Raw genomic sequence first — 22,480 nt, 5'->3', positions numbered from 1 at the left:
ATCGAAAAGTCACCTTTCCGGCGGATTGGAGGCCCGCCCCATAATCTCTGATTTGGGGTCGGGAGGAAAATCCGCATCAGGTCTCTCGGTATGCTACCATATCATAATCTGAGTTTTTAGATGTCGTGAAACAAGTCCTAACGCTAGTTGTACGAATTGAACCTACCGCAGAACAGTATCAATTACTGGATCATACTGCGGTAGCGTTTGCGCGACTCTTGCAACTGGATTAACCACAACGTCAACTCAAGCAAGACCTCCCGAAACTCAATACAAGCCGTTTGCTACAACGATGTCAAATCTCAGTTTGGTCTAACTGCTAACCATATAGTTAGAGCTTGTGCAAGAGTAGGAGCGAATCGATTAACTGCTAAACAGAAAAGACGGAAAGTTAAGGGATTTAAGCCTACTAGTTTTGACTGTGATGCCAGAACCTTTCGGGTTATCGAAGAAGGTGATCTAGTTGGCATCAGTACCACTGGCAAACGAGTTAAAGTTCCGATGCGAGTAAGTCACTACCACATCGGTAAACTCAAGGGCCAGACTCCAACTTCTGCTCAAGTTTGTAAGCATCGAGACGGCAATTTCTATATCCATATTCAGCTAAAGTCTGAAGTACCAAAACCCAAGAAAACCAAAAATGTTATCGGTGTAGACTTTGGCAGACGCGATCTAGCAGTTACCTCAACAGGTCAATATTGGTCTGGGAAAGGAATTAACAATACTAGAGATAAATACTCCAGGGTTCGTGCTTCTCTGCAAAAGAAAGCGTCTCAAGGCACAAGGTCAACTCGTCGTAGATGTCGAGAAATCTTGAAACGGCTATCGGGGCGCGAGAGGAGATTTAAAACTTGGCTCAATCATAATATCTCTAGTTCAATCATTAATGACGCTATTGTCACAAATTATTCTGTTGCTATCGAAGACTTAACCGGAATTCGAGAAAGAACTAACTCTAAACCTAGAAATAAAACTGAGCGTAGACGTTCTAATAACTGGGCTTTATATCAGCTGAGAACTTTCTTGGAATATAAAGGGATAAAAGAGGGCGTGAATGTAATTGCTATTCCACCCGCATATACTTCGCAAACTTGCCATCAATGCCTACATATTCATCCAGTCCCAGGTCAGTCTTATCGAAGCGGGAAAAACTTTAAATGTAGGAATTGTGGTAATACCTGCGACGCCGACTACAACGGGTCAAAAATGATTGAAATTTGGGGCGCATCTGTAACCGCGCCTGGAGGCTCGAAGCTTCTTAGCTGTAATCTCAGTTATGATTCTTCAGGGCTGCTGAAAGCCCGCACCATAGGGTAGCTTGGTGTCGGGAAGGTGTTACTCTACTTTTATTGTGACAATTTCTGATTGGGAAAGGGGCTTTAAAAATGACTAATAATAAATAACTAATTACAGCCGGTTTGTGGATAATTTGTGTGTCTATGGTAAGCCTCCATACAAATGACCCCTAAAAACTGACCAAAAATTTACGAATACTTCACGCTAAAGCTGGTATGATCTATACTCAGTTGCGTCACTAAATAGGGATAATAGAAGTAAAGTTGTCGAAGACGTACAACTGTTAACAAAAAAGCTAAGCAAGAGAGGCGTGAGCAATGGCAACTACGACCATTTCCCAACGTGACCTTTCCGCTCTCAGTGCAGAGGACGTTGCCAAGTTGGCTGCACGTCTAGAGCTGGATGATTACTCTAGCGCATTTGAAGGACTCAAAGATTGGCATCTGCTGCGGGCACTGGCCTTTCAGCGTCCAGAGTTAGCAGAACCCTATATCTACTTACTGGACATAGAAGCTTACGACGAGGCGTGAATAAGGGTAGAAAAGTTTTAATGGGTGTATGTGGGGGCATCGCTGCCTATAAAGTTTGTGAGGTTGTTTCTACCCTATTTAAGGCGGTTGCTGAAGTAAGGGTAATTCTAACCCAGGGAGCTGAAAAATTTATCACTCCTTTGACTCTAAGTACCCTCTCTCGCCATCCAGCTTATACAGACAACGTATTCTGGCAAGCAAAGCATGAACGTCCGGTGCATATTGAATTAGGGGAATGGGCAGAAGTATTGGTGATTGCTCCTCTGACGGCTAATACCCTAGGTAAGTTGGCTTATGGCTTAGCAGATAACTTACTAACTAATACGGTTCTAGCGTCTAGTTGCCCGATTTTGTTGGCACCAGCTATGAATACAGATATGTGGAAGCAGCAGTCAGTGCAACGAAATTGGCAACAGCTGTTAAGTGACCCCAGGTATCATAGTGTTGGTCCAACAGCAGGACGGTTAGCATGCGATCGCATTGGTGCAGGACGGATGGCAGAACCAGAGGAGATAATCGCTTCTATCCAATCCCTGCTCTACACTGGTGGCAAAAGAGACTTAGCCGGTAAACAAGTCTTAATCAGTACTGGTGGCACTCGGGAATATATAGATCCAGTACGCTTTATCGGGAATCCCTCCACAGGCAAGATGGGACTAGCCCTAGCCCAAGCTGCCAGAAATCGGGGAGCAGTTGTCACCCTAGTTCATGGACCAGCTACTTGGGAAGTACCGATGGGTATCCGGACAATTCCAGTAGTGAGTGCTACTGAGATGCATCGGGCGATGCTAGCCAATTTTCCCAATGCTGATTTGATTGTGATGGCAGCAGCGGTAGCCGATGTAACCCCTGGAATCTACCAGGAGATGAAGATACCGAAGCATGGACTTCCTGCTGCTCTACCTTTAAAACCGGTGCCAGATATCCTAGCTGAATTGGGACGACTGAAACACCCCCATCAGTACTTAGTCGGATTTGCAGCACAGACTGGAGATATTATCAAGCCTGCGTTACAAAAATTAAACAAGAAGCGATTGGATGCCATTGTAGCTAACCCAGTTGACAAACCAAATGCTGGTTTTGGCAGTGATACCAACCAAGCCATTTTGATTGATAACAGAGGACGGCATCAACAGATTAATCGCTGCACTAAATTAGAGTTAGCTCACCATTTATTTGATTTTATCCAAAATCCTCCGGAAGGTAATAGTAATGTAAAGTATCAAATAATTACTAGATAAATAGGCTGTTGATAAGTCCTTGAAATTAACCGTAAACCAACTAATTAGCTCAAGGTTTCCACTAACTTAGCTACTCGTTCTTTAATTTCATCTCGGACACGGCGAAACGTCTCTAGTGGTTGCCCATCAGGATCATCGAGCTGCCAATCTTCAAACACATCTCGTAATACCCAGGCTTCTGGTAAATTAACACCACAGCCGCACAAGGAAATGACAGCATCATAGTCTTCAGCCTTGAAATCGTCTAAAGGATTAGACGTCTGGTCAGTAATATCTATGTTAATTTCATCCATGACTTGAATTGCCGTAGGATGAACTCGGCTTGCTTCTAGTCCAGAACTAGTAACAGAAATCTTCCCTTCTCCTAAGGTTCTAGCAAAACCCTCTGCCATTTGAGAGCGGCAGGAATTTCTTTTACAAACAAACATGATTTGTTTCATAGTTATTTTTTTTGTTAGTTGTTATTTGTTAGTTTTTAGCTTAAATTTTATACATTTAAACTGTATATTATTGAAATTAACTAAAAAAAATAGAATCCACTCCTCTTTTGCCTATTGCCTATTGCCTATTGCCTATTGCCTATTGCCTATTGCCTATTGCCTATTGCCTTGCTAAAACCCATTTTAAATGCGTTTTAGCTTAGCTATGCTTTTATTGAATATCCCGAAATCCATGGGAAAGTTGCCGATAGGCAATCACGGCTAATTGCGCTCCTACAATTGGGGCAACCCAATAAATCCATTGATGTTGCCAAATCCCAGCTACTAGGGCTGGCCCCAATGAACGGGCTGGATTCATGCTGGCACCGGTAATTGGTCCGAAGCAAGCTGCTTCTAATGCTACGGTTAAGCCAATAGCCAAACCAGCAAAGCCAATGGGAGCACGGCGGTCGAGACCAGAGCCTAAGATCACAAACATTAAGATAAAGGTGAGTACTACTTCCAGCACTAAGGATTGAAACCAGTTCCCTTGTAGAGGCAGAGTTGCGCCAAGATCAGCAACATACCCCAGTGTCAACAACAGTAATGTTGAAGCAGCGATCGCACCAATGCATTGAGCCAGGATATAAGGTAACACTTTGCGAGCAGGAAAAAAGCCACTAGCCCAGAAAGCAAGAGTCACAGCTGGGTTAATATGGGCATCGCTAATATGTCCTGTGGCATAGATTAAAGCAGCGACCACTGCTCCAAACACAAAACTGACGCCCAGATGAGTTAAGGCTCCACCAGTGATGTGATTAACCATGACAGCACCAGTGCCAACAAAAACTAAGATAAATGTAGCCATGCCCTCAGTTACTGCCTCTCGCCAGCAATGGGATATTAAGGACCAGAGAGTTTGTTTGGGTATCAGTTTGCGGATTCTCATTTAATGGTGATCTAAATTTAGCCACAGCAGGAGGATTTAACAGGAACTTCCAGGACAACTATTCCCTGGTAAATCTCGGCAGATACTAGCAAAAGCTATAAGTGTATCCATCTTTTCGGTATATTGCCGATATATCTTGAGGTTTGCAACTTTTGTAGCCCTTGGTTCCTAACGGGGTAAATCCAAAGCTTCCTTTGCTTCTAGGGGTGACTTTGCCTATTCCTAGTAGAGGATGCTGGGCTATGTCCCCAGTAACCCAGCCTTTGATTGGTTTTAATGGATTGTGTCTGATGGGGTAACCGTATTTGTTAAGTGCTGCTTTCTGTCTCCCTCCGGGTCCCTTGCAAGTGACTAACAGCGGCTGAGAGGTTCTCAACACTAAGGTCTCAATATCCCCAACACAAGCGGCATCAATCCAGTGCTGCTTAGGTAGTTCTAATCTAGTCCGGTTGTATTTGGTTTGCGCTCCCGTTCCGGTGACCACAACCTTGATTAATTGAAGTACCTTAACTAACTTGTTCCGAGTTGCATTTACTGCTGTTGCATCTTTTAATGGCTGCTTAGCTTTAGATTTGATTTTTTGCAGTAGACTTGGCTTCTTTTTTAAGAAGTCTTCTATAGGCTTGTTACCTTTGCGTTGATTACACTTTTTACAAGCCAAACAAAGATTACTTACGCGATCGCTTCCACCAAGTGACCTTGGGTGAATGTGTTCGATTTGCAATGGAACGGATTGCTTACCACAGTAAGTGCATTCTCTTCCCCATTTTTCAAGTAAGTACTCTCTAACCTCATATCCGGCTAACTCTCCTTGCTGGTACTGAATGCCACTGATTTCAGGATTTTGCATTTTTTGGGTGTCAAACTTAACCCTTTCGACCCAAATCTCATTGACTGGGCAGAATTTAATCAATCGTTTTACCCAAGTCTGAATAGTCAAAATCCTGTGTTCTAGACTAGGTGGAAGCCATCCCTCTGGACGCTTACGGTTAAGGAATCTGGGTTTCCTGTAGCGGGTGTTGCGGTTACGTCTCCTACGCCTTACAGCGCTTCTAGACTCTAGTTTTTTCTTAATTAATCCTCCTCTGTGCTCTAATTCCATTCCCCAAATAACTTGGTTGTTTTGGACTAGGGCAAATCCAGTTACCTTACTACCAGGGTCAATCTTTATTTGACAAGGTGAGATGGTTGGATTATTGATCGCAGTCTTTAAGATGATTGTGAACGGGTACATCCTAAAAACGGCAGCCTTACCTTTGTTTAATAACCGGCGAGCTTTCTTTGGTGGAATAGGGTTTAATGGTTGCTTGTTTGTGTCAATAACGAATACGTAATTCTGCATGATTAGTGCAACTCAATTCGGTAATGTGTTCCTCGACAATGTTGGAATGGCTTGTCATGCTAACCACACATTTTGCCTTTTCTTAATAGTTAGCGATAGAGCCGGGAGCTGGAGGTCACCCTCGGGTATCCTGACCAGACCAACGTAGGAAACTAATCCTTAGTCTGCATCTTCGCTAGGCAATCCCAGAGTTTACCGGGAATTGCCAGGCTTTAACGAAGAGCCTTGTATTTAACTGGAGACACACCAAACATGGCGTGGTAAAATGTCACAGATTTGTGAAGGTCAGTGACATTCAGGGAGACATGAGTTTTGAGAGTAGCCATGAATATCCCTCCTGTTTTACTAATTAGTTAATCCTAATATATCAAAAAAAATTGATTTATTGCTTAAATAATAGTTAAGCCATCGGCTGAATTGGCTAATGGTATAGCGCTACGCGCAAGGCAAGAGGCAACAGGCAACAGGCAACAGGCAAAAGTGGACTAAAACAGCTTAGGTGCGCTTTCCGCATTAAGAATTAAATTCGCCACGGGTCGCACCTTTTGCTGCTTGTATCAATGTCAAACACCTTAATAGGTAGTGCTATATTAGGCTAATGGTATTTAGGTAGATCAGAAGCAGTTGACAGGGTCGTTGCTATAGGACGCTCTATACCATGATCAGAACCCTAGAGCCATTCAAGCTAGGCTCTAAACTAGTCTGAGCAACAATTACGGGCAGGTACCATCACACCTGTGCGACGAAATTCTGCCAAATATTGCTCTAAAACCACAAACTGGGGCAAATTCAGGCTGTAGTACATCCACCTTCCCTGTTGGCGGGGGCGAATCAGACCAGCTTGTTTAAGGGTTTTCAGGTGAAATGATAGTTTTGATTGCTGGACATTTAAGCGATCACATAAATCACAAACACACAACTCTTGCGATCGCAGTAGCTCAATCACTGCCAGGCGCAGGGGATCGGAAAGAGCATGGAAGCCAGCGAGGATAGTAGTGGAGTCTGGAGCAGAAGTGGCTTGCATCAATTTTTATTGAATTATTCTGTGGGTTGGACATCGATAAATTTGAGTAATCGCACTTTTGGCTCAGATAGATTACTATACTTCTTCGCTGTGTCTTCTATTTGCTTCAGTTGTCCTAGTGCTTTGCTACAAGGGAAACCAAATTGAGCTTTGACCCGATTACTACCATCCTCAAGTGCAGTCCGAGACAGTGCCACAAATTCCGAAAGGGAATAGTCTTGATCAGAATTCAAATATTTCTTGACTACTAGAGAAGGAGAATAGCAAAGTTCCTGAGAACCATCAGGCCATTGAATTTGGAAGTTAGTTTCAGGCATCTTCTTATCTTATCTTATCGAATTTTATATTTTCGATTTGGAATTCTTTATTTTACTAATTATAACGATAAACTTTAACAAATCCTCGTCGTCCATTCAAGGGCTAACCTCTGCTTCTTTTTAGTTTTTTTTAAATACCCTTTACAGCATTTACAGCAACCAATTACAAACATCCTAAACTGAATTTTTTGGAAATATTTATCAGTCAACCAGGTTTGGTGTTATTGGCATCTGTGGCACAAACATAATATTGATCCGACCCATCTAGCGGTCGCAGTTATCAGTAATTGGTGGTATCCAAAAAACTAGCAATCCTCAAAAGTCTTTAACAAACTCTGAAACAATCTCATCCCATCGATATTGCCTAACATCGGATCAGCTGCTCGTTCTGGATGGGGCATCATACCCAAAATTTTGCCAGTGGGATCACAAATTCCGGCAATGTTATTTAGGGAACCATTGGGATTACCTGTTGTCTCTATCTCTCCTGAAACAGTGGAGTAACGAAACAAGACCTGACCATTATCTTCGAGAGCTTTGAGAGTCTCAGCATCAGCGTAGTAGCGACCTTCACCATGGGCAATAGGTAGAGTTATAATTTCTCCTGGGTGATAAGCTGTAGTCCAATATAAATCAGTGCGCTCTACTTTAACTGGAACGCGATCGCAAATAAAATGTAAGTCCCGATTTCTGACTAATGCCCCTGGTAACATCCCCATTTCCGTCAGCATCTGGAAGCCATTACAAATGCCCAGGACAAACTTACCCTGCTTAGCATGGTCTACAACCATTGGCATCACCGGAGAAAACTGAGCAATTGCGCCACAGCGCAGGTAATCCCCATAGCTAAAGCCCCCAGGGAGTACCACCACATCTAAGTCAGAAATATCGGTTTCTTGATGCCAAACCATCCGGGTTGGACATTGGAGTAAGCTAGTTGTAACATAGGCCACATCGCGATCACAGTTTGACCCAGGAAAGACCACCACCCCAAATTTCATGCTTCCACTCCTAGTTGTGCTGAAATCTCAACCAATTCAAAGCGATAATTTTCAATAACTGGGTTGGCTAAGAGCTGGTCACAGATCTGATTCAATTGTTCTCGCGCCATATCTTCATTTGCTGCACTCAGGCTAAGTTCGATATATTTACCAATACGCACCTCTTCTATACTCTCATAGCCTAGCTGCTTCAGTCCTGACTCAACAGCTACACCGGCTGGATCCAATACGGAATTTCTAAGTGTAACATAAATAGAAGCCTGATATTTGTTAATCACAACTCTCCCCTTTGACTATATAATGATAATGGATATAATATCAAGGATGAACGATCAAGGATTAAAAAAGTCTATCAATTAGGTGACTTATAGGTAACTCAGCAACTAGTATTTTTTGAGCTAGTATTTTTTTTAGCTGCCACAGCGTGTAACCAGCCCTAGCCTAATCCTGGGATTTGGGCACAGCCGCGCTAACTATTGCTGATGATCCGTTGATCATTCATCCTTCTTTACAGTTTGAACCAACAAGCACCATTAACATCAAAAAAATTCTAGGATATTAAAAAAAGATTAATGAAAGGCCAACGCACCCGCTCCCAAGAGCGAATTCTGAAACTGCTCACAACCTTAAATCGGGCTATGTCGGCCCAAGATCTTTATGTCGAGCTGCGCAAACGTAAGCAATCTATGGGTTTGGCTACAGTTTACCGCGCTTTGGATGCTTTGAAACTAGAAGGAATGGTGCAAGTCCGGACTCTTGGTAGTGGAGAATCCCTCTACAGTGGTGTACAAGAGGATCAACACCACCTCACTTGCCTCAATTGTGGATTGTCTATTCCCATTGAGGAATGCCCTGTACCTCAGTTAGAGAAGAAGTTGCAAGATTCTTATCAATTCACTATTTTTTACCATACCTTGGAGTTTTTCGGATTATGTGAACAGTGTTCTGTAACCAATGCTACAGAATATCAACAGCCAGAATGAGATAATACTTGAATCACCTAAAACAGCCATGCTAACAGAAGCTTGGTGATGCTGGCGACGCGCTTACCTAGCCAAAGACACGATATCAGTACAATGTACAATGGAACATTGCACACAGATTAAGTGTCGTCTACATCATAAAAAGCGTAAAAAGCTTAAAAAAGGGTGATAAGTACTGTGGAGGGATAGTCTCAATTGGCTTTTGCCAGACTTTCAGCCTCCAAGGTGCTAACTGATTTTAATAGGTGCTTGTGTTATGGCTAATATCAGGGAAGTTGTACAACAAGCGCTCAAAACTGGCTATTTGAGCGTGACAGAAGAGGATAAGCTACGGCAGCTTCTAACCAGAAAATATCCACTGGAAGACTTAAATGCCTTCATGAAGCTACAGCTAGCTGTGATGAATGGTAATGTTAAGCAAGAATCTCGTGAGATGTTCTGTTCTAAGCAACTTTCTCAAGGGATTTAGGAATTCTGTGGTTATCCCATGGCCAACGGGTTAAAACTGCGTTGGCTTTAACCGCTGTCAATAGACTCCTATATCCCTTGGCTGTATTAACAGCTATAGATTTGCTTAATTGGCAGACTTTTTATGTTTAGACACAAGCCCCACCTAAACGGGGATACCCGTCTAGGTATGGCTAATTGACGCTGAACTTTACCTTTGATTCATCTCAATACCTAGGGAATTGGGATTAACCTTGTCTCCATCACCAACAATCGAACGCATCCCTTCAATGGTTGCTGGAATGCTGCGAGGATCCATGAACATAACTTTACTACTGTCGCTACTGCCAACTTGCATACCCATATCGATATAATTCTGAGCCAGTAAAAACTGGAGGGCATCACGAGCATTCGGGTCATTATTAAGAGTCTTAGCCACAATTTTCAGAGCCTCAGCAGTGGCTTGTGCCTTTAGAACCTGCTGCTGTCGTTCTGCCTGAGCTTTGAGAACTATTGCCTGTTGTTGGGCTTCAGCATCCATAATCGCAGCTTTTTTACGGGCTGCAGCATCTAACTCTAGTGCCTCGGCTTTACCTCTGGCAGTGTTAACCGCAGATTCTCGTTCCCCTTCAGAGGTCAAAATTGCCGCCCGCTTACGGCGTTCTGCGGACATTTGTAACTCCATTGAGTCCTGCACTGCCTGAGACGGTACAATATCCCGCAGTTCAACCCGGGTGACTTTAACCCCCCAAGGATCAGTGGAAATGTCTAATTCCCGCAGTAGGGTTTCATTGATTTGAGAGCGAGCGGTAAAGGTTTGATCCAGTTCCAGTTTACCCATTTCGGCTCGAATCTGGGTTAGCACCAAGTTCTGCATGGCGGAGCGCAGGTCTTCGACCTTATAGTAAGCTTTCTCCATATCCATGATCCGCCAGTAAACCACAGCGTCAACGGTAATGGAAACATTGTCGGAGGTGATACAAGGCTGAGGTGGCACATCAAGGACTTTTTCCCGAATGGTTTGCTGGAAAACCACCCGCTCAATCACAGGAATAACAAAGTTGAGCCCAGGTTCAAGTTTTTTGCCACTATATTTTCCCAACCGTTCCACTAAGGCTTGGTTTCCTTGATTAATAATCTTGACGGAACCGAGAAGACCTGAACCGCCCAAAGCTAAAAAGACAAGCAAAAACCACTGTGACACGCTCTTTCCTCCCTTTCGGGTAGTGTTGTACAAATTTGTTAGAGGGGGACCGGATGAGTGGGGGAGGACAGAAAACTTATTTAGACTGATTTAGTTGAAGCTGACTCTATTCCCCTTTGTCCAACCTGACTTTTAAACTGTTTTTTGACAAAAAACATTGGACTGGGTTAGAAGGAAGATTACCAAAAACTAGTAACTAGGGGGACTAATAGATCTAGCATTGACTCTATTACTCCATCACCCCATTAACCCATCACTATCCCCTGAACCTGGCAGAGCACCCTTGGTCGATCAGAATACCAAAAAACTGGTAATTTGCGGGAAATCAAGCCCATTTATACGAATAGCCATCTCTTCTGAAGACAGGTTTTAGGTCTATTGGCTTGACTGACTTCTTGGTTTTGTCAGGTTTGCTCAACACAAAACTACCGCGACTTCTGGGGGTAATTCTACCGATTCCATGCACTCTATGCTTGGCAATATCCCCAGTTTGCCATCCCTTGATTGGCTTTAATGGATTGTGACGGATTGGATATCCGTATTTGTTGATAGCAGCTTTCTGACGACCACCACGCCCAGTGCAAGTAATTAGTAGTGGCTGGGAAGTGGCGATGTTTAACATGGGTGTACTTTTTCCCACACAAGCTGCATCTAACCAATGAGTTTTGGGTAGTCCTTGAAGAGTCCGGTTGTATTTTGTCAAACCTCCCGTGCCAATTTCAATGGCTAATCCAGTTTCCTGAAGGCGGTTAAACAATGCCCATCGGGTAGAGTTGACTGCCGCTGCATCTTTTAGGGGGGCATTAGCTTGGGCTAGCAACCGCTTCAACACTTCGGGCTTCTTTTTTAGGAATTGCTCTACAGGCTTGTTTCCTTTTTTCTGGTTGCATTGATGGCAAGCGATAGCCAGATTGCTAACTCGATCGGAACCTCCCTTACTCTTCGGATGAATGTGTTCGATTTCTAACGGGACTTTTTGGGCACCGCAGTAGGCACACTCGTGTCGCCATTTCGTCAACAGATATTCCCTCAATTCGTATCCAAACAAGACTCCCTGCTGGTACTGTACCCCTGATATCTCAGGGTTTTGTAGCTTTTGGGTGTCAAATCGTACCAATTCCATTGATAGATCCGTGATCGAACAACATTTACCCAGGCGCTCGACCCAAGTCATAGTAGTTTCTACTCGATGTTGTAGGCTCGGAGCTAGCCATCCATCAGGGCGTTTTCTGTGATCAAATCTGGCTGGGCGGTAACGAGTTTTACGATGGCGACGATTGCGGCGAACCCGACGGCGGTCAGCTAACTTTTGCCGTATCATGTCGCCACGGTGAGTTAATTCTGCTGCCCAGACAACTGCATCAGTTCTCTGATTAACCAATGCCATGCCAGTAACCTTAGCCCCCGGGTCTAATTTAATCCGATGAGGTTCATTGACAGGATCTCGAACAGTTTTTTTGAGAATGATCGTAAACGGGTAAGTTCTAAAAACTGCCGCCTTCCCTTGCTTTAAGAGCTTTCTCGCTCTGCCAGGGTGAATCGGATTGAGCGGTTGCTTGTTGACATCAATCACAAAAACTCGATTTTGCATTTAAGCAATCTCCCGAAAAAGGGGTTTTGTTTGCCTCGGTCATGTTAAAGGGGCTTTTTACATCTAATTCACGCGGTCCTACAAAATCCATTCGTTCCGTTCCTTAAAATCAGACGACAGAGCTACAAGCTGGCGCTCACCCGTAGGTGTCATGACCCCTCTAACGTAGGTCTAATCCTGGACCTGCATCAAGCATCTTCCCGTTCGCACAGCGTCGGCAAATGCCGAAAGGAGATAATTTCAGTTATTGCCGAAAATTACCGGATTTTATGCAAGAGCTTCAGTCATGCAATAGGTGATGAGGCACAACAATCAGGGTAGTGCCTTCCCTGCGCACTACGTAGACTTTTTGGTTGGGTGCGATCGCATCTGCATAGTCTTCACAACGGGCACGCCATGAGTTCCCTTCATAGAGTACCCGCCCAGTTTGCCCTGGCAGAATTTCTGTCAAGGTTTGAGCTTCCATCGCATCCAAATTTTTTCCCACTCTAGCAGGGGGCATAAGGCGACGGGATAAAAAGACTGAGGCAGTGGAAAGCAGCAACCATAACCCCACTTGTAGGGTATAAGATATGGGCAAAATCGAGATCACAAATCCTACCACCAAAGCACTGATGCCCATCATGAAAGCAACAAACGCTGTTGGCACAAACAGCTCGACTAAGCACAGCATTGACCCGGCAATTAGCCAAAGCATCGAGGAACTTACCATCGGCTCATCATAATATACGGGGTATGGGGTGAGTAGTTGCAGGTAACTCTACTTTATTTTGTCTGACGTCAGACAAAGATATAGGTTGCTGAGTTATTTGAATTTTCTTTAATTTACTAGACAACTTTGAGAGAAAATGTTTAAAAGCTCAAACAAGCCCTCTTGTGACATACTCCTACACTGAACTCGTTCGCACAGCGGCTCTGTAAGAGCAGAGTCAGTGTAGGCTTCTTGCCAACTCCACCCAACGGGAACGGATACTCGGCAAGCTTTATTGACGACACGAGATGCCCCTCCGCGCCGGAACAATACAAACAAAAAAGTTCTATTTTTAGGTAGTAGGTGGCGGTTAGCTCTTAATTTGATTACCCTACTATGTTCATTATAGATGATCACAAAGTATCAAAGTTCTTGTCTGCCATTCATCCCACGCCGACATGCAAGTGGGGACGTGGGGCATAAGCGCGGACCTTAGCTAATTTATAGCACTACCCATTAAGGTGTTTGGCATTTCTAAACTCCGAAACTTAGTCATAGCTTACTTCTGACTTCTGACTTCTGACTTCTGACGCTAAGCGTAGCGCTATATCTCAGCCGTCTAGAATTTGACCGTATAGCCGTAAATTAACTTCATAGGTGTTAGCCGTGGATCGTTATCTTTGGGCAGTGGGTTCTGCTGCCGTAGAGCTACCAGTTGGAGAACAAGTGGCAGACCGCTACCAGGTAGTTGCCCCGCAAATTTGGCAGGATATGCAACCAGAACTGCCACCGGATTTTCCTGAACAACTCAACGGCCATATTCTTCCTTACCTACGGTTGTATCCCCACTGCCTCCATGTGCCAGAGGTTTATGGGATATGCCAGTTGCCACAGCAACGGAATTTCCTGTCTACACCCGGTCAAGATGTGGTCATTTTGCTAGAAAATGCCCCGATTGATGCCAATGGCAACTTATATCCCTCAATGGAGTCGATTTGGACTTCTGCTACCGCAGTGCGTCAAGTCTATTGGCTGTGGCAAATTTGGGAATTATGGATACCCTTATCAGAATTGGGTGTGGCTTCTAGCCTGTTAGTGCCAACTAATTTGCGAGTTGAAGGGTGGCGGCTGCGACTAAGGGAATTATATCGGGATACCATGGCTGATACGAGTTTATCACCAGTTGTACCGTCTAATGGTCTAGAAGATAGGGGATTTGATACATTGGTTTCCCCAGACTCCCCTACCGAACCGAATTCTGTGAGTGAACCCTCTGTGGATGCTAGTCTTAAACAGCTAGGAGAATGCTGGGAAGCTTGGTGTCGCAAAGCATCAGTGTCTGTGGCGGATCAGCTACAAGCTATTGCCCAACACCTGCAAACTGAACACCCATCCTTAAGTGCGATCGCATCCCAACTTAACCACCTATTACTTGAGCAAGCTGCTCAGCAGCCGTTACGGTTAAAAATTGCTGGTATCACCGCAACTGGTTCAAGTCACAGCCACAACGAAGACAGTTGCTATCCTACTAAGGCTGACTTGATTAAGGACCCAGAGCAAACCCAAGACCCCTTGATTCCCCACCTGTCGATTATTTGTGATGGTATTGGTGGTCACGAAGGGGGGGAAATTGCTAGCCAGTTAGCACTACAGTCCATTAAATTACAGGTTCGGGCATTACTGGCTGAGTTGAACGAAGATCCGGAGCTGATGACACCAGAACTCGTAACCGAGAATCTATCAGCAATTATCCGGGTTGCTAATAACATGATTTCTTCTCGCAACGATCAACAAGAACGAGAATCCCGGCGTCGCATGGCTACTACCTTAACTCTAGCGCTACAACTTCCCCAAATGGTGAATACACCAGAAGGGAAAACCAATGGTCACGAAATCTATATCGCTAGTGTAGGAGATAGTCGTGCTTACTGGCTTACTCCCGACTATTGCCAGCAGCTAACTGTGGATGATGATGTGGCTACTCGGGAGGTCAAGCTTGGGCGTAGTCTTTATCGACAAGCGTTGCAGCGATCTGATGCACAAGCACTCACTCAAGCCTTAGGGACAAAGGAGGCTGAATTACTTCGTCCCACTGTGCGACGCTTTATTGTGGAAGAAGATGGTTTGCTGCTGCTGTGTTCCGATGGCTTGAGCAACAACAACTTGATTGAAAAATTTGGTCGAGATTTACCGCAAAAAGTCAATAGCCACCGAATTTCCGTCGAATCGGCAGCTGAGTCTTTAATTGAGCTAGGGTTTAAACATAATGGTCAAGATGACATTTCGGTGGTGCTAACATACTGTGCTGTCTCTCCCCAATATCCGACAGTGCTAAATTTGGGAGACATGTCTAGCTCAAAAGAACTACAGGTGGTTAATCTGGGGCAGCAAACCGCTCTGACTCCATCACTACCAGGGGAAATAACCACAAGCAATGACAAGAAACCCGAAACCACCCGCTCATACCGGGATGGGATTAGAGCCGTGTTTGGGCTGCTGGGGGTAGTCGGTATACTAGTTGGTGCTGGAGCTATTTTACTGACTACCCAATGGGTACTCGCTCCTGAGGGCTTCCAGAAAATGCGCGATCGCTTTTTACCAGCACCGGATCCCAATCTACCAGAGTCTTCACCTACCGAGCAGGAGCTCCCAGATAACTAAGGGTTAAACTAAGGGTGAAAAAAATTTACATTATAATCTATTCTTATAATTTTAACCAAGAATCATCGGCATCAGACCAGGGAACTAATGCCATTAAACCTAAATTTTGTTTATGCTCACAACTGTGCTCAATTTAAACAACCCACTCTGTGAGACAATAATAAGGTTGCCTGAGCCAACCCTAGCTTAGGTAAGGGATGTCCGTAGAATAGTTAGAGTTACTTATCATATGAAAGTTGGCGATCGCGTCCGAGTCAAAGAATCAGTTGTGGTATATACCCATCCCGAACACAAGAATAAACCTTTTGATATTAAAGGTCTCGAAGGGGAAGTCACTGGAATAATCACTGAGTGGCAAGGTAGGCCCGTCAGCGCCAATTTACCAATACAAGTCAAGTTTGACAAAAAATTTAAAAAAGTTCACTTCCGTGAAGATGAACTAGAAATTATCCCCTAGGCGGCTAGATTATTAGCTATAGCAATCATAATCACCATCACAGGGATTTTTAAACAGGTCGGCACGGATAGCACAAACTTAGATGATTACTGTATATATTTATATCTATTACTATCCGTGTTGACTTTAATTTTTTATACCATCTTTTAAGATAATAAGCTATCCGTTTATTCTAATCTACGACTTGCGGCGACTGAACCAACCAAAAAGGTTGATGTCACCGCGCATTTTTTCTAATTCCTCTCGATGGCTTTGTGCTGTCGAATAATACCACTGGCAATAGTCCTCAAATTCTTGCCGATGCTGTACTTCCTCGCTAAACTCATAAGCTAGCTGGTAAGTGGCAAACATATCGGCGGCTGGTGGTGGTGCTGGGACAATCCGTTGGAATTCTTCTGGCATAGTAACTAGGAAAATATAGCTATTTTCAAACTCATGAGGTACAAATTCATGGGTTTTAGGGAGCAGGGAACAGGGAACAGGGAACAGGGAACAGGGAACAGGGAACAGGGAACAGGGAACAGGGAGTGGAAATTAGGGAAAAGGGAAGAGGAAAGAGGGAAAAAATCCTGTGTACCTCATAGCTATGATAAAAGCTATTATCAAGGATAATATTTCAGCAACAATAATAATCTTGTTACACCCAACCACGAATGCGATAAGCGACTATACCAATGTATTCCTTGATAGCACGGGTAATCCTAGACAATTGATCAGCATTTGGAAGAGAATGTAGCAAAGCAGCTTGAGTACTGCTGCTAGGTTCATCTAGTTCATGTTGGGACACTAGAAAATCTGTCGGTGCTGGGATCACATCAATACCCTGACGCCGGAACACTAGGACAGAACGAGGCATATGGATGGCCGAAGTTACCAATAATACCTTGCGCAAATCCCGCTGATCCAAAATTTTCCGCACATTGACCGCATTTTGGTGAGTGTTTAAAGACCTAGACTCTTGGATGATAGCGGCTCTCGGAACACCCAGGTCTTCTAGAATCTGTGCCATGTCTTCTGATTCAGGGGCCAACCGTTGTGAGGATTGAGCACTTTGGGAAGAAAGTCGTTGGCTAGAGTTATTACTACTGGAACCCCAAACAATCCGACCACCAGCAGGAATCACCCAGGGAGCTTTCCCTTCACGGTATAGCTGAGCACCATAGAGAACGCGATCGCCTGCTTCATCTACTTCTGGAGTAGGACGTGGTGGAAAAGGCGGTTTGGTCGCTCCCCCCAAGATTACGATCACATCAGCCTCAGGTAATTCTGAAGTAGGAAGATATTGCCACTCCAGAGAGCGTATTAAGCTGTTAGTCACCCAAGTATTACTTGAGACCAACAACACAATTAATGCCAAAGCCACGGGTATCGGTACCCAGCGAGGGGTGCGCCACGACATTACCAAAGCTACTACCAGTAGCACACAAGCCAGGCCCAAGGGGTACAGAAAGAGTGGCAATAGCTTTGAGAGAAATAGAAACATGTTAGATTTTATTGACGATAAAACCACATCTATTCCATAGAGTGGTGTAGCAGTTGCCACTAATGTATCTTAAATATCTCGGTATTTACCTTTGACCAATAGCAATAACTAATTCCTCTTGCTTAACGTCTAAAAAATCTACTAATAGGATTGAGTAACCCTTGTGAGCGCCTCTTTTCTCTAACTTTTCGTTCCTGTACAGCTAAACGGATGCCAGTTAAGTCAGAAGTACCTTCCTCGGGATACTCTGCTTGCTGAGGTTGTGAGTCCCTGGGTTTGTCTGGGTGGTGCCACCAGTCAACTATCAAACCACCGGCTAAAGCGCCGATGCCACCAAATAGTAAGCTGAATTGGATGTCGTATCCCAGCAAGGCAAGGGCTAAGATAAAAAACACCAAAATTTGAAGCCCGCTTAAAAAACCGTCTTTCTTACCATTCATCTGATTCAATCTAAGGTATGTAGCTGTTTTGTTTCTAGGTTAGAGGTTAGAGGTTATAGATTATAGGGACTAGCTCGCAATCCTCCCTTTGCCGCTTATCCTGTTATTGAACCTTTCCCCTTTGCCATATCAACGGATTACATTCTACCAAAGCCAATTCAAGTAAAACGATTAGTCACAATTGTCGCTAGAGCAGCTATTGGGTTTCAGCTTTTCGATAAAGTAACCATAGTCCTTCTCAACTTGATCAGCATAAGTTAAAGCCACTTCCCTTACCAATTGCCGAAACTCCTTGTGGCGACCGTCAGTCAACTCATCCACCTGTTTGTCTATGGAATAAGGCACTAAGGTGGCATCAAAATCTTTGTCAGCTCGTGCGTGAGCTGTTGCCAACACTTGACCCCATTGTTCAGCTAGCTTAACAAAGCGTTTCTCTTTAGTTAGCTCAGTGGTATCAAAGGTTTCCTTAAATGGCGATCGCTCTCGCACTGAGTAATACCCATCCCCAAGTTTCATCCAGCCCAGGTGATTATCGGTGTACTTGGTTAAGGCTCGATAGGCTAAAGCATGACGTTGACCCTCATTGTTAAAATTTTTATCATACTTTTCCCGTTCCTCCTGACTTAGGTAATCATAGGCAGTAGGGGAAGATTGGAATTTAATGTCCAAGATCCGGTCATCCTTCTGGGAAGAGGTCTCCCCTTCAATCAGGAGATAATACCGGGGTATTCCTAAGGAACCAGTGCCAGCCAGTAAACGTTGCGCAATATCTTTGACTCGGAAGTAGTCTATATCATATTTAAACTTTTTTGTCAACGTTTTCTGATAATCTGGGATCGCATTCTGAATATCCTGTCGCTCGGAAGCAGTAGGTTTGCCTAACTTAACCTTGGATAGATTGAAGCGACGCTGATTTCCGTCCAGTTCTGTCCATTTTTTCAACATTTTTTGGCGGCTTTCGCTGGCTTCGACTTCTTCTAGGAAGTCATCCAACTTCCCATAAGTATTGTCTTTAGTGAAGTAAGTCTCCAGTTCACGATCATTACCGCGATAGGAGGCCATAGTATCAAGATAGGACTCACTGAAGGCATCAATCCCCTTGTTTTGTTCCTCAGCAGACAAACCATTCTGACGACCGACCAATGCTAAACTAGCTGCCATGCGCCAGACATCATATTGGTAATCGGCGATAATTCCATCATCAAAGTCATCAAGTGCGTAAACGATTTCCCCTCGATTGTTATCATAGGCTCCAAAGTTCTCGGCATGCATATCTCCCGATAACCAAATCTTGGTTTTGGCATTTCCAAAATCCTTGAGGCGGCTATCGCCAGCAAAATCTTTCCAAAATAGTTGGTTAGTGCCACGGTAGAAGACAAATTCAGAACAAGCCATTTTGCAATATTTAGTTTCTCGATCTTGCTTGGAAATGTCAGTGTTTGCATCCTGAATGGTTTTCACGACTACCGTTGCACGATCCTTGGTTTTCATTGGGGGCTCCGGTCGGTCGGGGGATGAACAGGATAGGTTAGTCAGTAAAAGTAGGATTGCAAACGCACTCACATATACTGGTTGTTTACAAGTCTTCATCATTCAACTCAATCAACTCAAAATTACGTTAATCTATGAAACATCTAGTAATAGATCTCTAAGAGGCTATTCGTTTACATTTCTTTATGTTTAGAACTTACTTGCTTTACAGAGAATAGACATGCTAGCAATAGGCATGCTAGCAATAGGCATGCTAGCAAAAAATTATGTGTACCTCATTAGGTTTCAAACCTCTATATACCTTCGCCATAGTCTAGGCCCACCATTACTTGTTCCAGTTCTGTAATTCCTAGTACTCTAAAAATATAATCATAAGAGAATAACATAAAAAATGACTCGTCAATATGATGTTCGCAGAAGCAGCGAGTCCCCCCAGAAGGATTCCGATAACTGGATACTCCAACGAAGTGCGGTGCGTGAGCTACCCGCTAAAACTGTGACACCCCAAACAGAATCCCCTGATAGCGTAAACTCAGGCATTAAACTGGACTTGTTGCAGATACCCGTCAGCAATAACTCGGCTAAACCTTCCCCATTGCACGCTAAAGCCAATCAGCCCAATAGACGAGAAGAGGAAACCGAATCACAGAGGATGCAAGGAAAACTCCCAACACAAGCAGTAGGAGAGGAAAAGGTAGTGAATCCGCCGACGAGGGGAAGATATGGGCAGGTGCAACAGCTCCGGACAAAGGGAATGCCCGTAGCCCAACGAACAGGAGGAATGAGCGGACGCGAAACCCCAATCCAGCGCCAGGAGCAAGAAAAGAAAGCGGAAAACAAGACCGGGTTGCCCGATCGCCTAAAGGAAGGAATAGAAAGTCTGTCAGGCTTTGACCTCTCTGGGGTGCGCGTGAACTACAACTCCCCCAAACCCGCCCAACTCAATGCCCATGCTTATACCCAAGGTCAGGAGATTGAGGTTGCACCGGGACAGAAGCGGCATCTGCCCCATGAGGCGTGGCATGTGGTGCAGCAAATGCAGGGAAGGGTGAGACCGACGATGGAGGTGAATGGGGTTGGGGTGAATGGCGATCGGGGTTTGGAGGGTGAGGCGGATGTGATGGGGCAGAGGGCAGTACAGATGAGAGTGAATTCAGTCGCCCCACCAGCCTTTATAACGGAGGGCAAAGCCTCTTCGGAAAGATCAAAGGAAAAAGCCTGTACTGAAAAAAAACCGACTTCAAGACAGTACAAAAAAACGAAAAACCAAGGTATTTCTTGTATTGAATATCGAGTACAAGAAGGTAGCATAACCAATATTTCAGATCTAGGAACAAGACCTGTCGTTCAGCTGTTAAAGAAGCACGCAGAAAAATATATTAAGGAAAATGCCATTGAATGTGCATCTGATTATGAGTCAGTAAAAGCTTATGTGGACAATCCTAGTAACGAGGAAAGACATAGAAAAAACCTTATGAATGCCTGGAACATGCCGGGAAAAAAATCAAAACAACCGTTGAATATTGACCGGCCATCCGATTTGAAAAAACAAGGAGGAATGAAAAAAGAAGGCAAAAAGAGAATAGTCAGGTCAGATTCAATAGAAGTTAGTGACTGGGAGTACGAAAGTGAATTGGCAGAATCAAGCCGAAAGCGGATTAAGATAGGAAATGCCGGAGGTGGAAAGGAAAAAGGACATATCGAGATCCCCGTGGTGGATAATTTCCCAGAAGCAGCAAGGCTTATACGTAGTTATGGGCATAATTATGCCGAAAATGGACCAAAAACTGGCGCGCAATTCGCAATCGAAAATCATGACACCATGGGTTTATATGATGCCCCGCAAGGTAATGATATTGTCTACAGGGGATTAAGAAAAAAAGGAAGCCATTATGAAAGAGAGGGAAAAATATTCAATTGGTCGGACCACGCCGTAGCTCTAAATAGAACGTATCAAAAGGATGAGGATAAAGCCAGGTTTTTAGATGATTTACGCAAAAGTTTGAAAGGCGAGATCGAGCCGTCAGATGAAAAGGTGATAGACACAGCTGGAGCGATGTCATGTGATGCGAAGACAAGTTTGACAGGCTATCTTGAATTGTTGGAGAAGTTAGAGCCATATAAAGTAAAGGATTTCAAAGAGTTATTCAATACAAAACCTTCACCCGAGCCCTATTGGACCCCATCGAAGGAGAAGGGAAGAGGGGAACCCAAGAAGATCAAGGAAGAGTTATGGAGAATATATAGTGCGGAGATCCGGGCCCAGGCCGAGTTGAAAATGAACAATTGTTTAATCAATGCAATATCCTTAGCAGCAAGGGGCAAAGTGGCAAATGAAGCCGAGCTAGTAACAATACGGAATGAGACGGACACCATAGGACAGATGTTAGCCTCGACCCCAGAAATAATCGAAACAATCAGGCGCGTACTAAGAATCCGCAATCCGATAAATATAATTTATCCGGAGGAAGTGCGACGGGACAAGGGAGTAGCAAATGAAGCATATGATGGAGAAGGAGATGCGCTAAACATTTATCATGACGGGAAGGATCACTTTAGCAGTACCGCGCCAGACTTGATTAAGTACTAACTCGCTGATCGCTCTCGTAGGTGGGGTTTCCGGTTTCCGAACGGATACTGTTGGCGAATGTGCTACCAAGCATCAGGCAATTGAGTATTACTAATCGCCCAAGGAAAGATTTCTCACCTCTTGTAGCACGCTCTTATTCTTCCGAGATTACTGTCACCAACAGCATCAGGAACGAAACCCAACAAAAGCATATTCAACACCGACAACAAGCATTGTTCAGCATTGAAAACAATTGTTGGGTTTCCCGATGGTCAACCCAACCTACGAAATCACCCAACCTGCCATCAATCCCGCCTCGCACCCAACAAAAGGAGGAGATAAGA

Annotated in this window: 24 protein-coding genes; 9 read left to right on the top strand and 15 right to left on the bottom strand. The window is 44.2% G+C overall.

Features of this window, described 5'->3' with window-relative positions; all coding sequences use genetic code 11:
* Nucleotides 1-207 precede the first annotated feature (207 nt).
* The 3 genes from F6J90_RS32905 to coaBC all read left to right on the top strand — a co-directional run bounded on the left by F6J90_RS32905 (nucleotide 208) and on the right by coaBC (nucleotide 3,067).
* Nucleotides 208-1,317: a transposase gene (locus tag F6J90_RS32905; RefSeq protein WP_293103716.1), complete on the top strand. Its 1,110-nt coding sequence runs from the start codon at nucleotides 208-210 to the stop codon at nucleotides 1,315-1,317.
* Nucleotides 1,318-1,613: 296 nt separating this feature from the next.
* Complete coding sequence (locus tag F6J90_RS32900; protein ID WP_071106527.1) at nucleotides 1,614-1,826, top strand: DUF2555 domain-containing protein; 213 nt, start codon at nucleotides 1,614-1,616, stop codon at nucleotides 1,824-1,826.
* Nucleotides 1,823-3,067, top strand: coding sequence for a bifunctional phosphopantothenoylcysteine decarboxylase/phosphopantothenate--cysteine ligase CoaBC (gene coaBC, locus F6J90_RS32895; protein WP_293103712.1), 1,245 nt, complete (start codon nucleotides 1,823-1,825; stop codon nucleotides 3,065-3,067). The genes F6J90_RS32900 and coaBC overlap by 4 nt, the downstream gene beginning before the upstream one ends.
* Nucleotides 3,068-3,111: 44 nt before the next feature.
* Here coaBC and arsC read toward each other — a convergent pair whose 3' ends face one another.
* The 8 genes from arsC to purS form a co-directional block, all read right to left on the bottom strand.
* Nucleotides 3,112-3,507: an arsenate reductase, glutathione/glutaredoxin type gene (arsC, locus tag F6J90_RS32890; protein WP_070393302.1), complete on the bottom strand. Its 396-nt coding sequence runs from the start codon at nucleotides 3,505-3,507 to the stop codon at nucleotides 3,112-3,114.
* Between the two features lie 211 nt (nucleotides 3,508-3,718).
* Nucleotides 3,719-4,435 carry an MIP/aquaporin family protein gene (locus F6J90_RS32885; RefSeq protein WP_293103709.1) on the bottom strand — a complete coding sequence of 239 codons (717 nt, stop codon included), beginning with the start codon at nucleotides 4,433-4,435 and terminating at the stop codon, nucleotides 3,719-3,721.
* An 85-nt stretch (nucleotides 4,436-4,520) separates the two neighbouring features.
* Nucleotides 4,521-5,777, bottom strand: a complete 1,257-nt coding sequence (iscB, locus tag F6J90_RS32880) for an RNA-guided endonuclease IscB (protein WP_293023337.1) — start codon at nucleotides 5,775-5,777, stop codon at nucleotides 4,521-4,523.
* A gap of 212 nt (nucleotides 5,778-5,989) precedes the next feature.
* On the bottom strand, nucleotides 5,990-6,103 hold the full coding sequence (locus F6J90_RS32875; protein WP_293103706.1) for a VOC family protein: 114 nt from the start codon (nucleotides 6,101-6,103) through the stop codon (nucleotides 5,990-5,992).
* Between the two features lie 371 nt (nucleotides 6,104-6,474).
* A complete protein-coding gene (locus tag F6J90_RS32870) occupies nucleotides 6,475-6,801 on the bottom strand; it encodes a metalloregulator ArsR/SmtB family transcription factor (protein WP_293103703.1) in 327 nt (108 codons plus the stop codon).
* Nucleotides 6,802-6,815: 14 nt separating this feature from the next.
* Nucleotides 6,816-7,118: an MSMEG_0570 family nitrogen starvation response protein gene (locus F6J90_RS32865; protein WP_293103700.1), complete on the bottom strand. Its 303-nt coding sequence runs from the start codon at nucleotides 7,116-7,118 to the stop codon at nucleotides 6,816-6,818.
* Between the two features lie 305 nt (nucleotides 7,119-7,423).
* Nucleotides 7,424-8,119: a phosphoribosylformylglycinamidine synthase subunit PurQ gene (gene purQ, locus F6J90_RS32860; protein WP_293103698.1), complete on the bottom strand. Its 696-nt coding sequence runs from the start codon at nucleotides 8,117-8,119 to the stop codon at nucleotides 7,424-7,426.
* Nucleotides 8,116-8,397 carry a phosphoribosylformylglycinamidine synthase subunit PurS gene (purS, locus tag F6J90_RS32855; protein ID WP_293103695.1) on the bottom strand — a complete coding sequence of 94 codons (282 nt, stop codon included), beginning with the start codon at nucleotides 8,395-8,397 and terminating at the stop codon, nucleotides 8,116-8,118. Before purS ends, purQ begins: the two co-directional genes overlap by 4 nt.
* A 294-nt stretch (nucleotides 8,398-8,691) precedes the next feature.
* Between purS and F6J90_RS32850 the strand changes: the two genes are divergently transcribed.
* Nucleotides 8,692-9,102 carry a Fur family transcriptional regulator gene (locus F6J90_RS32850; RefSeq protein ID WP_293103692.1) on the top strand — a complete coding sequence of 137 codons (411 nt, stop codon included), beginning with the start codon at nucleotides 8,692-8,694 and terminating at the stop codon, nucleotides 9,100-9,102.
* 256 nt (nucleotides 9,103-9,358) lie between these two features.
* Nucleotides 9,359-9,571 carry a hypothetical protein gene (locus F6J90_RS32845; RefSeq protein WP_293103689.1) on the top strand — a complete coding sequence of 71 codons (213 nt, stop codon included), beginning with the start codon at nucleotides 9,359-9,361 and terminating at the stop codon, nucleotides 9,569-9,571.
* A 189-nt stretch (nucleotides 9,572-9,760) separates the two neighbouring features.
* Here F6J90_RS32845 and F6J90_RS32840 read toward each other — a convergent pair whose 3' ends face one another.
* The 3 genes from F6J90_RS32840 to F6J90_RS32830 form a co-directional block, all read right to left on the bottom strand.
* The gene (locus F6J90_RS32840) at nucleotides 9,761-10,753 is read right to left on the bottom strand and encodes an SPFH domain-containing protein (protein WP_293103686.1); all 993 of its coding nucleotides are present in this window, start codon (nucleotides 10,751-10,753) and stop codon (nucleotides 9,761-9,763) included.
* Between the two features lie 325 nt (nucleotides 10,754-11,078).
* Nucleotides 11,079-12,344, bottom strand: coding sequence for an RNA-guided endonuclease IscB (gene iscB / locus F6J90_RS32835; protein ID WP_293103684.1), 1,266 nt, complete (start codon nucleotides 12,342-12,344; stop codon nucleotides 11,079-11,081).
* Nucleotides 12,345-12,624: 280 nt separating this feature from the next.
* Nucleotides 12,625-13,056, bottom strand: a complete 432-nt coding sequence (locus F6J90_RS32830; RefSeq protein ID WP_293103681.1) for an NfeD family protein — start codon at nucleotides 13,054-13,056, stop codon at nucleotides 12,625-12,627.
* 645 nt (nucleotides 13,057-13,701) lie between these two features.
* On the opposite strand from F6J90_RS32830, the gene F6J90_RS32825 reads away from it, so the two are divergent.
* Entirely contained in the window at nucleotides 13,702-15,696 is a 1,995-nt protein-coding gene (locus F6J90_RS32825) for a protein phosphatase 2C domain-containing protein (RefSeq protein WP_293103678.1), read from the top strand.
* A 229-nt stretch (nucleotides 15,697-15,925) separates the two neighbouring features.
* Nucleotides 15,926-16,153 (top strand): ferredoxin-thioredoxin reductase variable chain, encoded by a 228-nt coding sequence (locus F6J90_RS32820; RefSeq protein ID WP_293036710.1) that lies wholly within the window; start codon nucleotides 15,926-15,928, stop codon nucleotides 16,151-16,153.
* Nucleotides 16,154-16,330: 177 nt separating this feature from the next.
* On the opposite strand, the gene F6J90_RS32815 is transcribed toward F6J90_RS32820, so the two are convergent.
* A complete protein-coding gene (locus F6J90_RS32815; RefSeq protein WP_293103676.1) occupies nucleotides 16,331-16,555 on the bottom strand; it encodes a hypothetical protein in 225 nt (74 codons plus the stop codon).
* A 33-nt stretch (nucleotides 16,556-16,588) separates the two neighbouring features.
* Here F6J90_RS32815 and F6J90_RS32810 point away from each other — a divergent pair, with 33 nt between their 5' ends.
* Nucleotides 16,589-16,765, top strand: coding sequence for a hypothetical protein (locus F6J90_RS32810; RefSeq protein WP_293103672.1), 177 nt, complete (start codon nucleotides 16,589-16,591; stop codon nucleotides 16,763-16,765).
* 25 nt (nucleotides 16,766-16,790) lie between these two features.
* Here the strand turns inward: F6J90_RS32810 and F6J90_RS32805 are convergent, their stop codons facing one another.
* The 3 genes from F6J90_RS32805 to F6J90_RS32795 form a co-directional block, all read right to left on the bottom strand.
* Nucleotides 16,791-17,636: a YdcF family protein gene (locus F6J90_RS32805; protein ID WP_293105258.1), complete on the bottom strand. Its 846-nt coding sequence runs from the start codon at nucleotides 17,634-17,636 to the stop codon at nucleotides 16,791-16,793.
* Nucleotides 17,637-17,758: 122 nt separating this feature from the next.
* A complete protein-coding gene (locus F6J90_RS32800; RefSeq protein ID WP_293103669.1) occupies nucleotides 17,759-18,076 on the bottom strand; it encodes a hypothetical protein in 318 nt (105 codons plus the stop codon).
* 171 nt (nucleotides 18,077-18,247) lie between these two features.
* Nucleotides 18,248-19,567 (bottom strand): DUF2252 family protein, encoded by a 1,320-nt coding sequence (locus F6J90_RS32795; RefSeq protein ID WP_293103666.1) that lies wholly within the window; start codon nucleotides 19,565-19,567, stop codon nucleotides 18,248-18,250.
* Nucleotides 19,568-19,958: 391 nt separating this feature from the next.
* Between F6J90_RS32795 and F6J90_RS32790 the strand changes: the two genes are divergently transcribed.
* A complete protein-coding gene (locus F6J90_RS32790) occupies nucleotides 19,959-22,157 on the top strand; it encodes a DUF4157 domain-containing protein (RefSeq protein WP_293103663.1) in 2,199 nt (732 codons plus the stop codon).
* Nucleotides 22,158-22,480: the final 323 nt, after the last annotated feature.

Source organism: Moorena sp. SIOASIH, from assembly GCF_010671925.1.
Taxonomy (GTDB): Bacteria; Cyanobacteriota; Cyanobacteriia; order Cyanobacteriales; family Coleofasciculaceae; genus Moorena.
This window is presented reverse-complemented; position numbering and strand designations above follow the sequence as displayed.

Coding starts and splice junctions, on each gene's coding strand:
- F6J90_RS32900 (WP_071106527.1), top strand. CDS start 1,614: ATGGCAACTACGACCATTTCCCAACGTGACCTTTCCGCTCTCAGTGCA.
- arsC (WP_070393302.1), bottom strand. CDS start 3,507: ATGAAACAAATCATGTTTGTTTGTAAAAGAAATTCCTGCCGCTCTCAA.
- F6J90_RS32885 (WP_293103709.1), bottom strand. CDS start 4,435: ATGAGAATCCGCAAACTGATACCCAAACAAACTCTCTGGTCCTTAATA.
- iscB (WP_293023337.1), bottom strand. CDS start 5,777: ATGCAGAATTACGTATTCGTTATTGACACAAACAAGCAACCATTAAAC.
- F6J90_RS32875 (WP_293103706.1), bottom strand. CDS start 6,103: ATGGCTACTCTCAAAACTCATGTCTCCCTGAATGTCACTGACCTTCAC.
- F6J90_RS32870 (WP_293103703.1), bottom strand. CDS start 6,801: ATGCAAGCCACTTCTGCTCCAGACTCCACTACTATCCTCGCTGGCTTC.
- F6J90_RS32865 (WP_293103700.1), bottom strand. CDS start 7,118: ATGCCTGAAACTAACTTCCAAATTCAATGGCCTGATGGTTCTCAGGAA.
- purQ (WP_293103698.1), bottom strand. CDS start 8,119: ATGAAATTTGGGGTGGTGGTCTTTCCTGGGTCAAACTGTGATCGCGAT.
- F6J90_RS32850 (WP_293103692.1), top strand. CDS start 8,692: ATGAAAGGCCAACGCACCCGCTCCCAAGAGCGAATTCTGAAACTGCTC.
- F6J90_RS32845 (WP_293103689.1), top strand. CDS start 9,359: ATGGCTAATATCAGGGAAGTTGTACAACAAGCGCTCAAAACTGGCTAT.
- iscB (WP_293103684.1), bottom strand. CDS start 12,344: ATGCAAAATCGAGTTTTTGTGATTGATGTCAACAAGCAACCGCTCAAT.
- F6J90_RS32830 (WP_293103681.1), bottom strand. CDS start 13,056: ATGGTAAGTTCCTCGATGCTTTGGCTAATTGCCGGGTCAATGCTGTGC.
- F6J90_RS32820 (WP_293036710.1), top strand. CDS start 15,926: ATGAAAGTTGGCGATCGCGTCCGAGTCAAAGAATCAGTTGTGGTATAT.
- F6J90_RS32815 (WP_293103676.1), bottom strand. CDS start 16,555: ATGCCAGAAGAATTCCAACGGATTGTCCCAGCACCACCACCAGCCGCC.
- F6J90_RS32810 (WP_293103672.1), top strand. CDS start 16,589: ATGAGGTACAAATTCATGGGTTTTAGGGAGCAGGGAACAGGGAACAGG.
- F6J90_RS32805 (WP_293105258.1), bottom strand. CDS start 17,636: ATGTTTCTATTTCTCTCAAAGCTATTGCCACTCTTTCTGTACCCCTTG.
- F6J90_RS32800 (WP_293103669.1), bottom strand. CDS start 18,076: ATGAATGGTAAGAAAGACGGTTTTTTAAGCGGGCTTCAAATTTTGGTG.
- F6J90_RS32795 (WP_293103666.1), bottom strand. CDS start 19,567: ATGAAAACCAAGGATCGTGCAACGGTAGTCGTGAAAACCATTCAGGAT.
- F6J90_RS32790 (WP_293103663.1), top strand. CDS start 19,959: ATGACTCGTCAATATGATGTTCGCAGAAGCAGCGAGTCCCCCCAGAAG.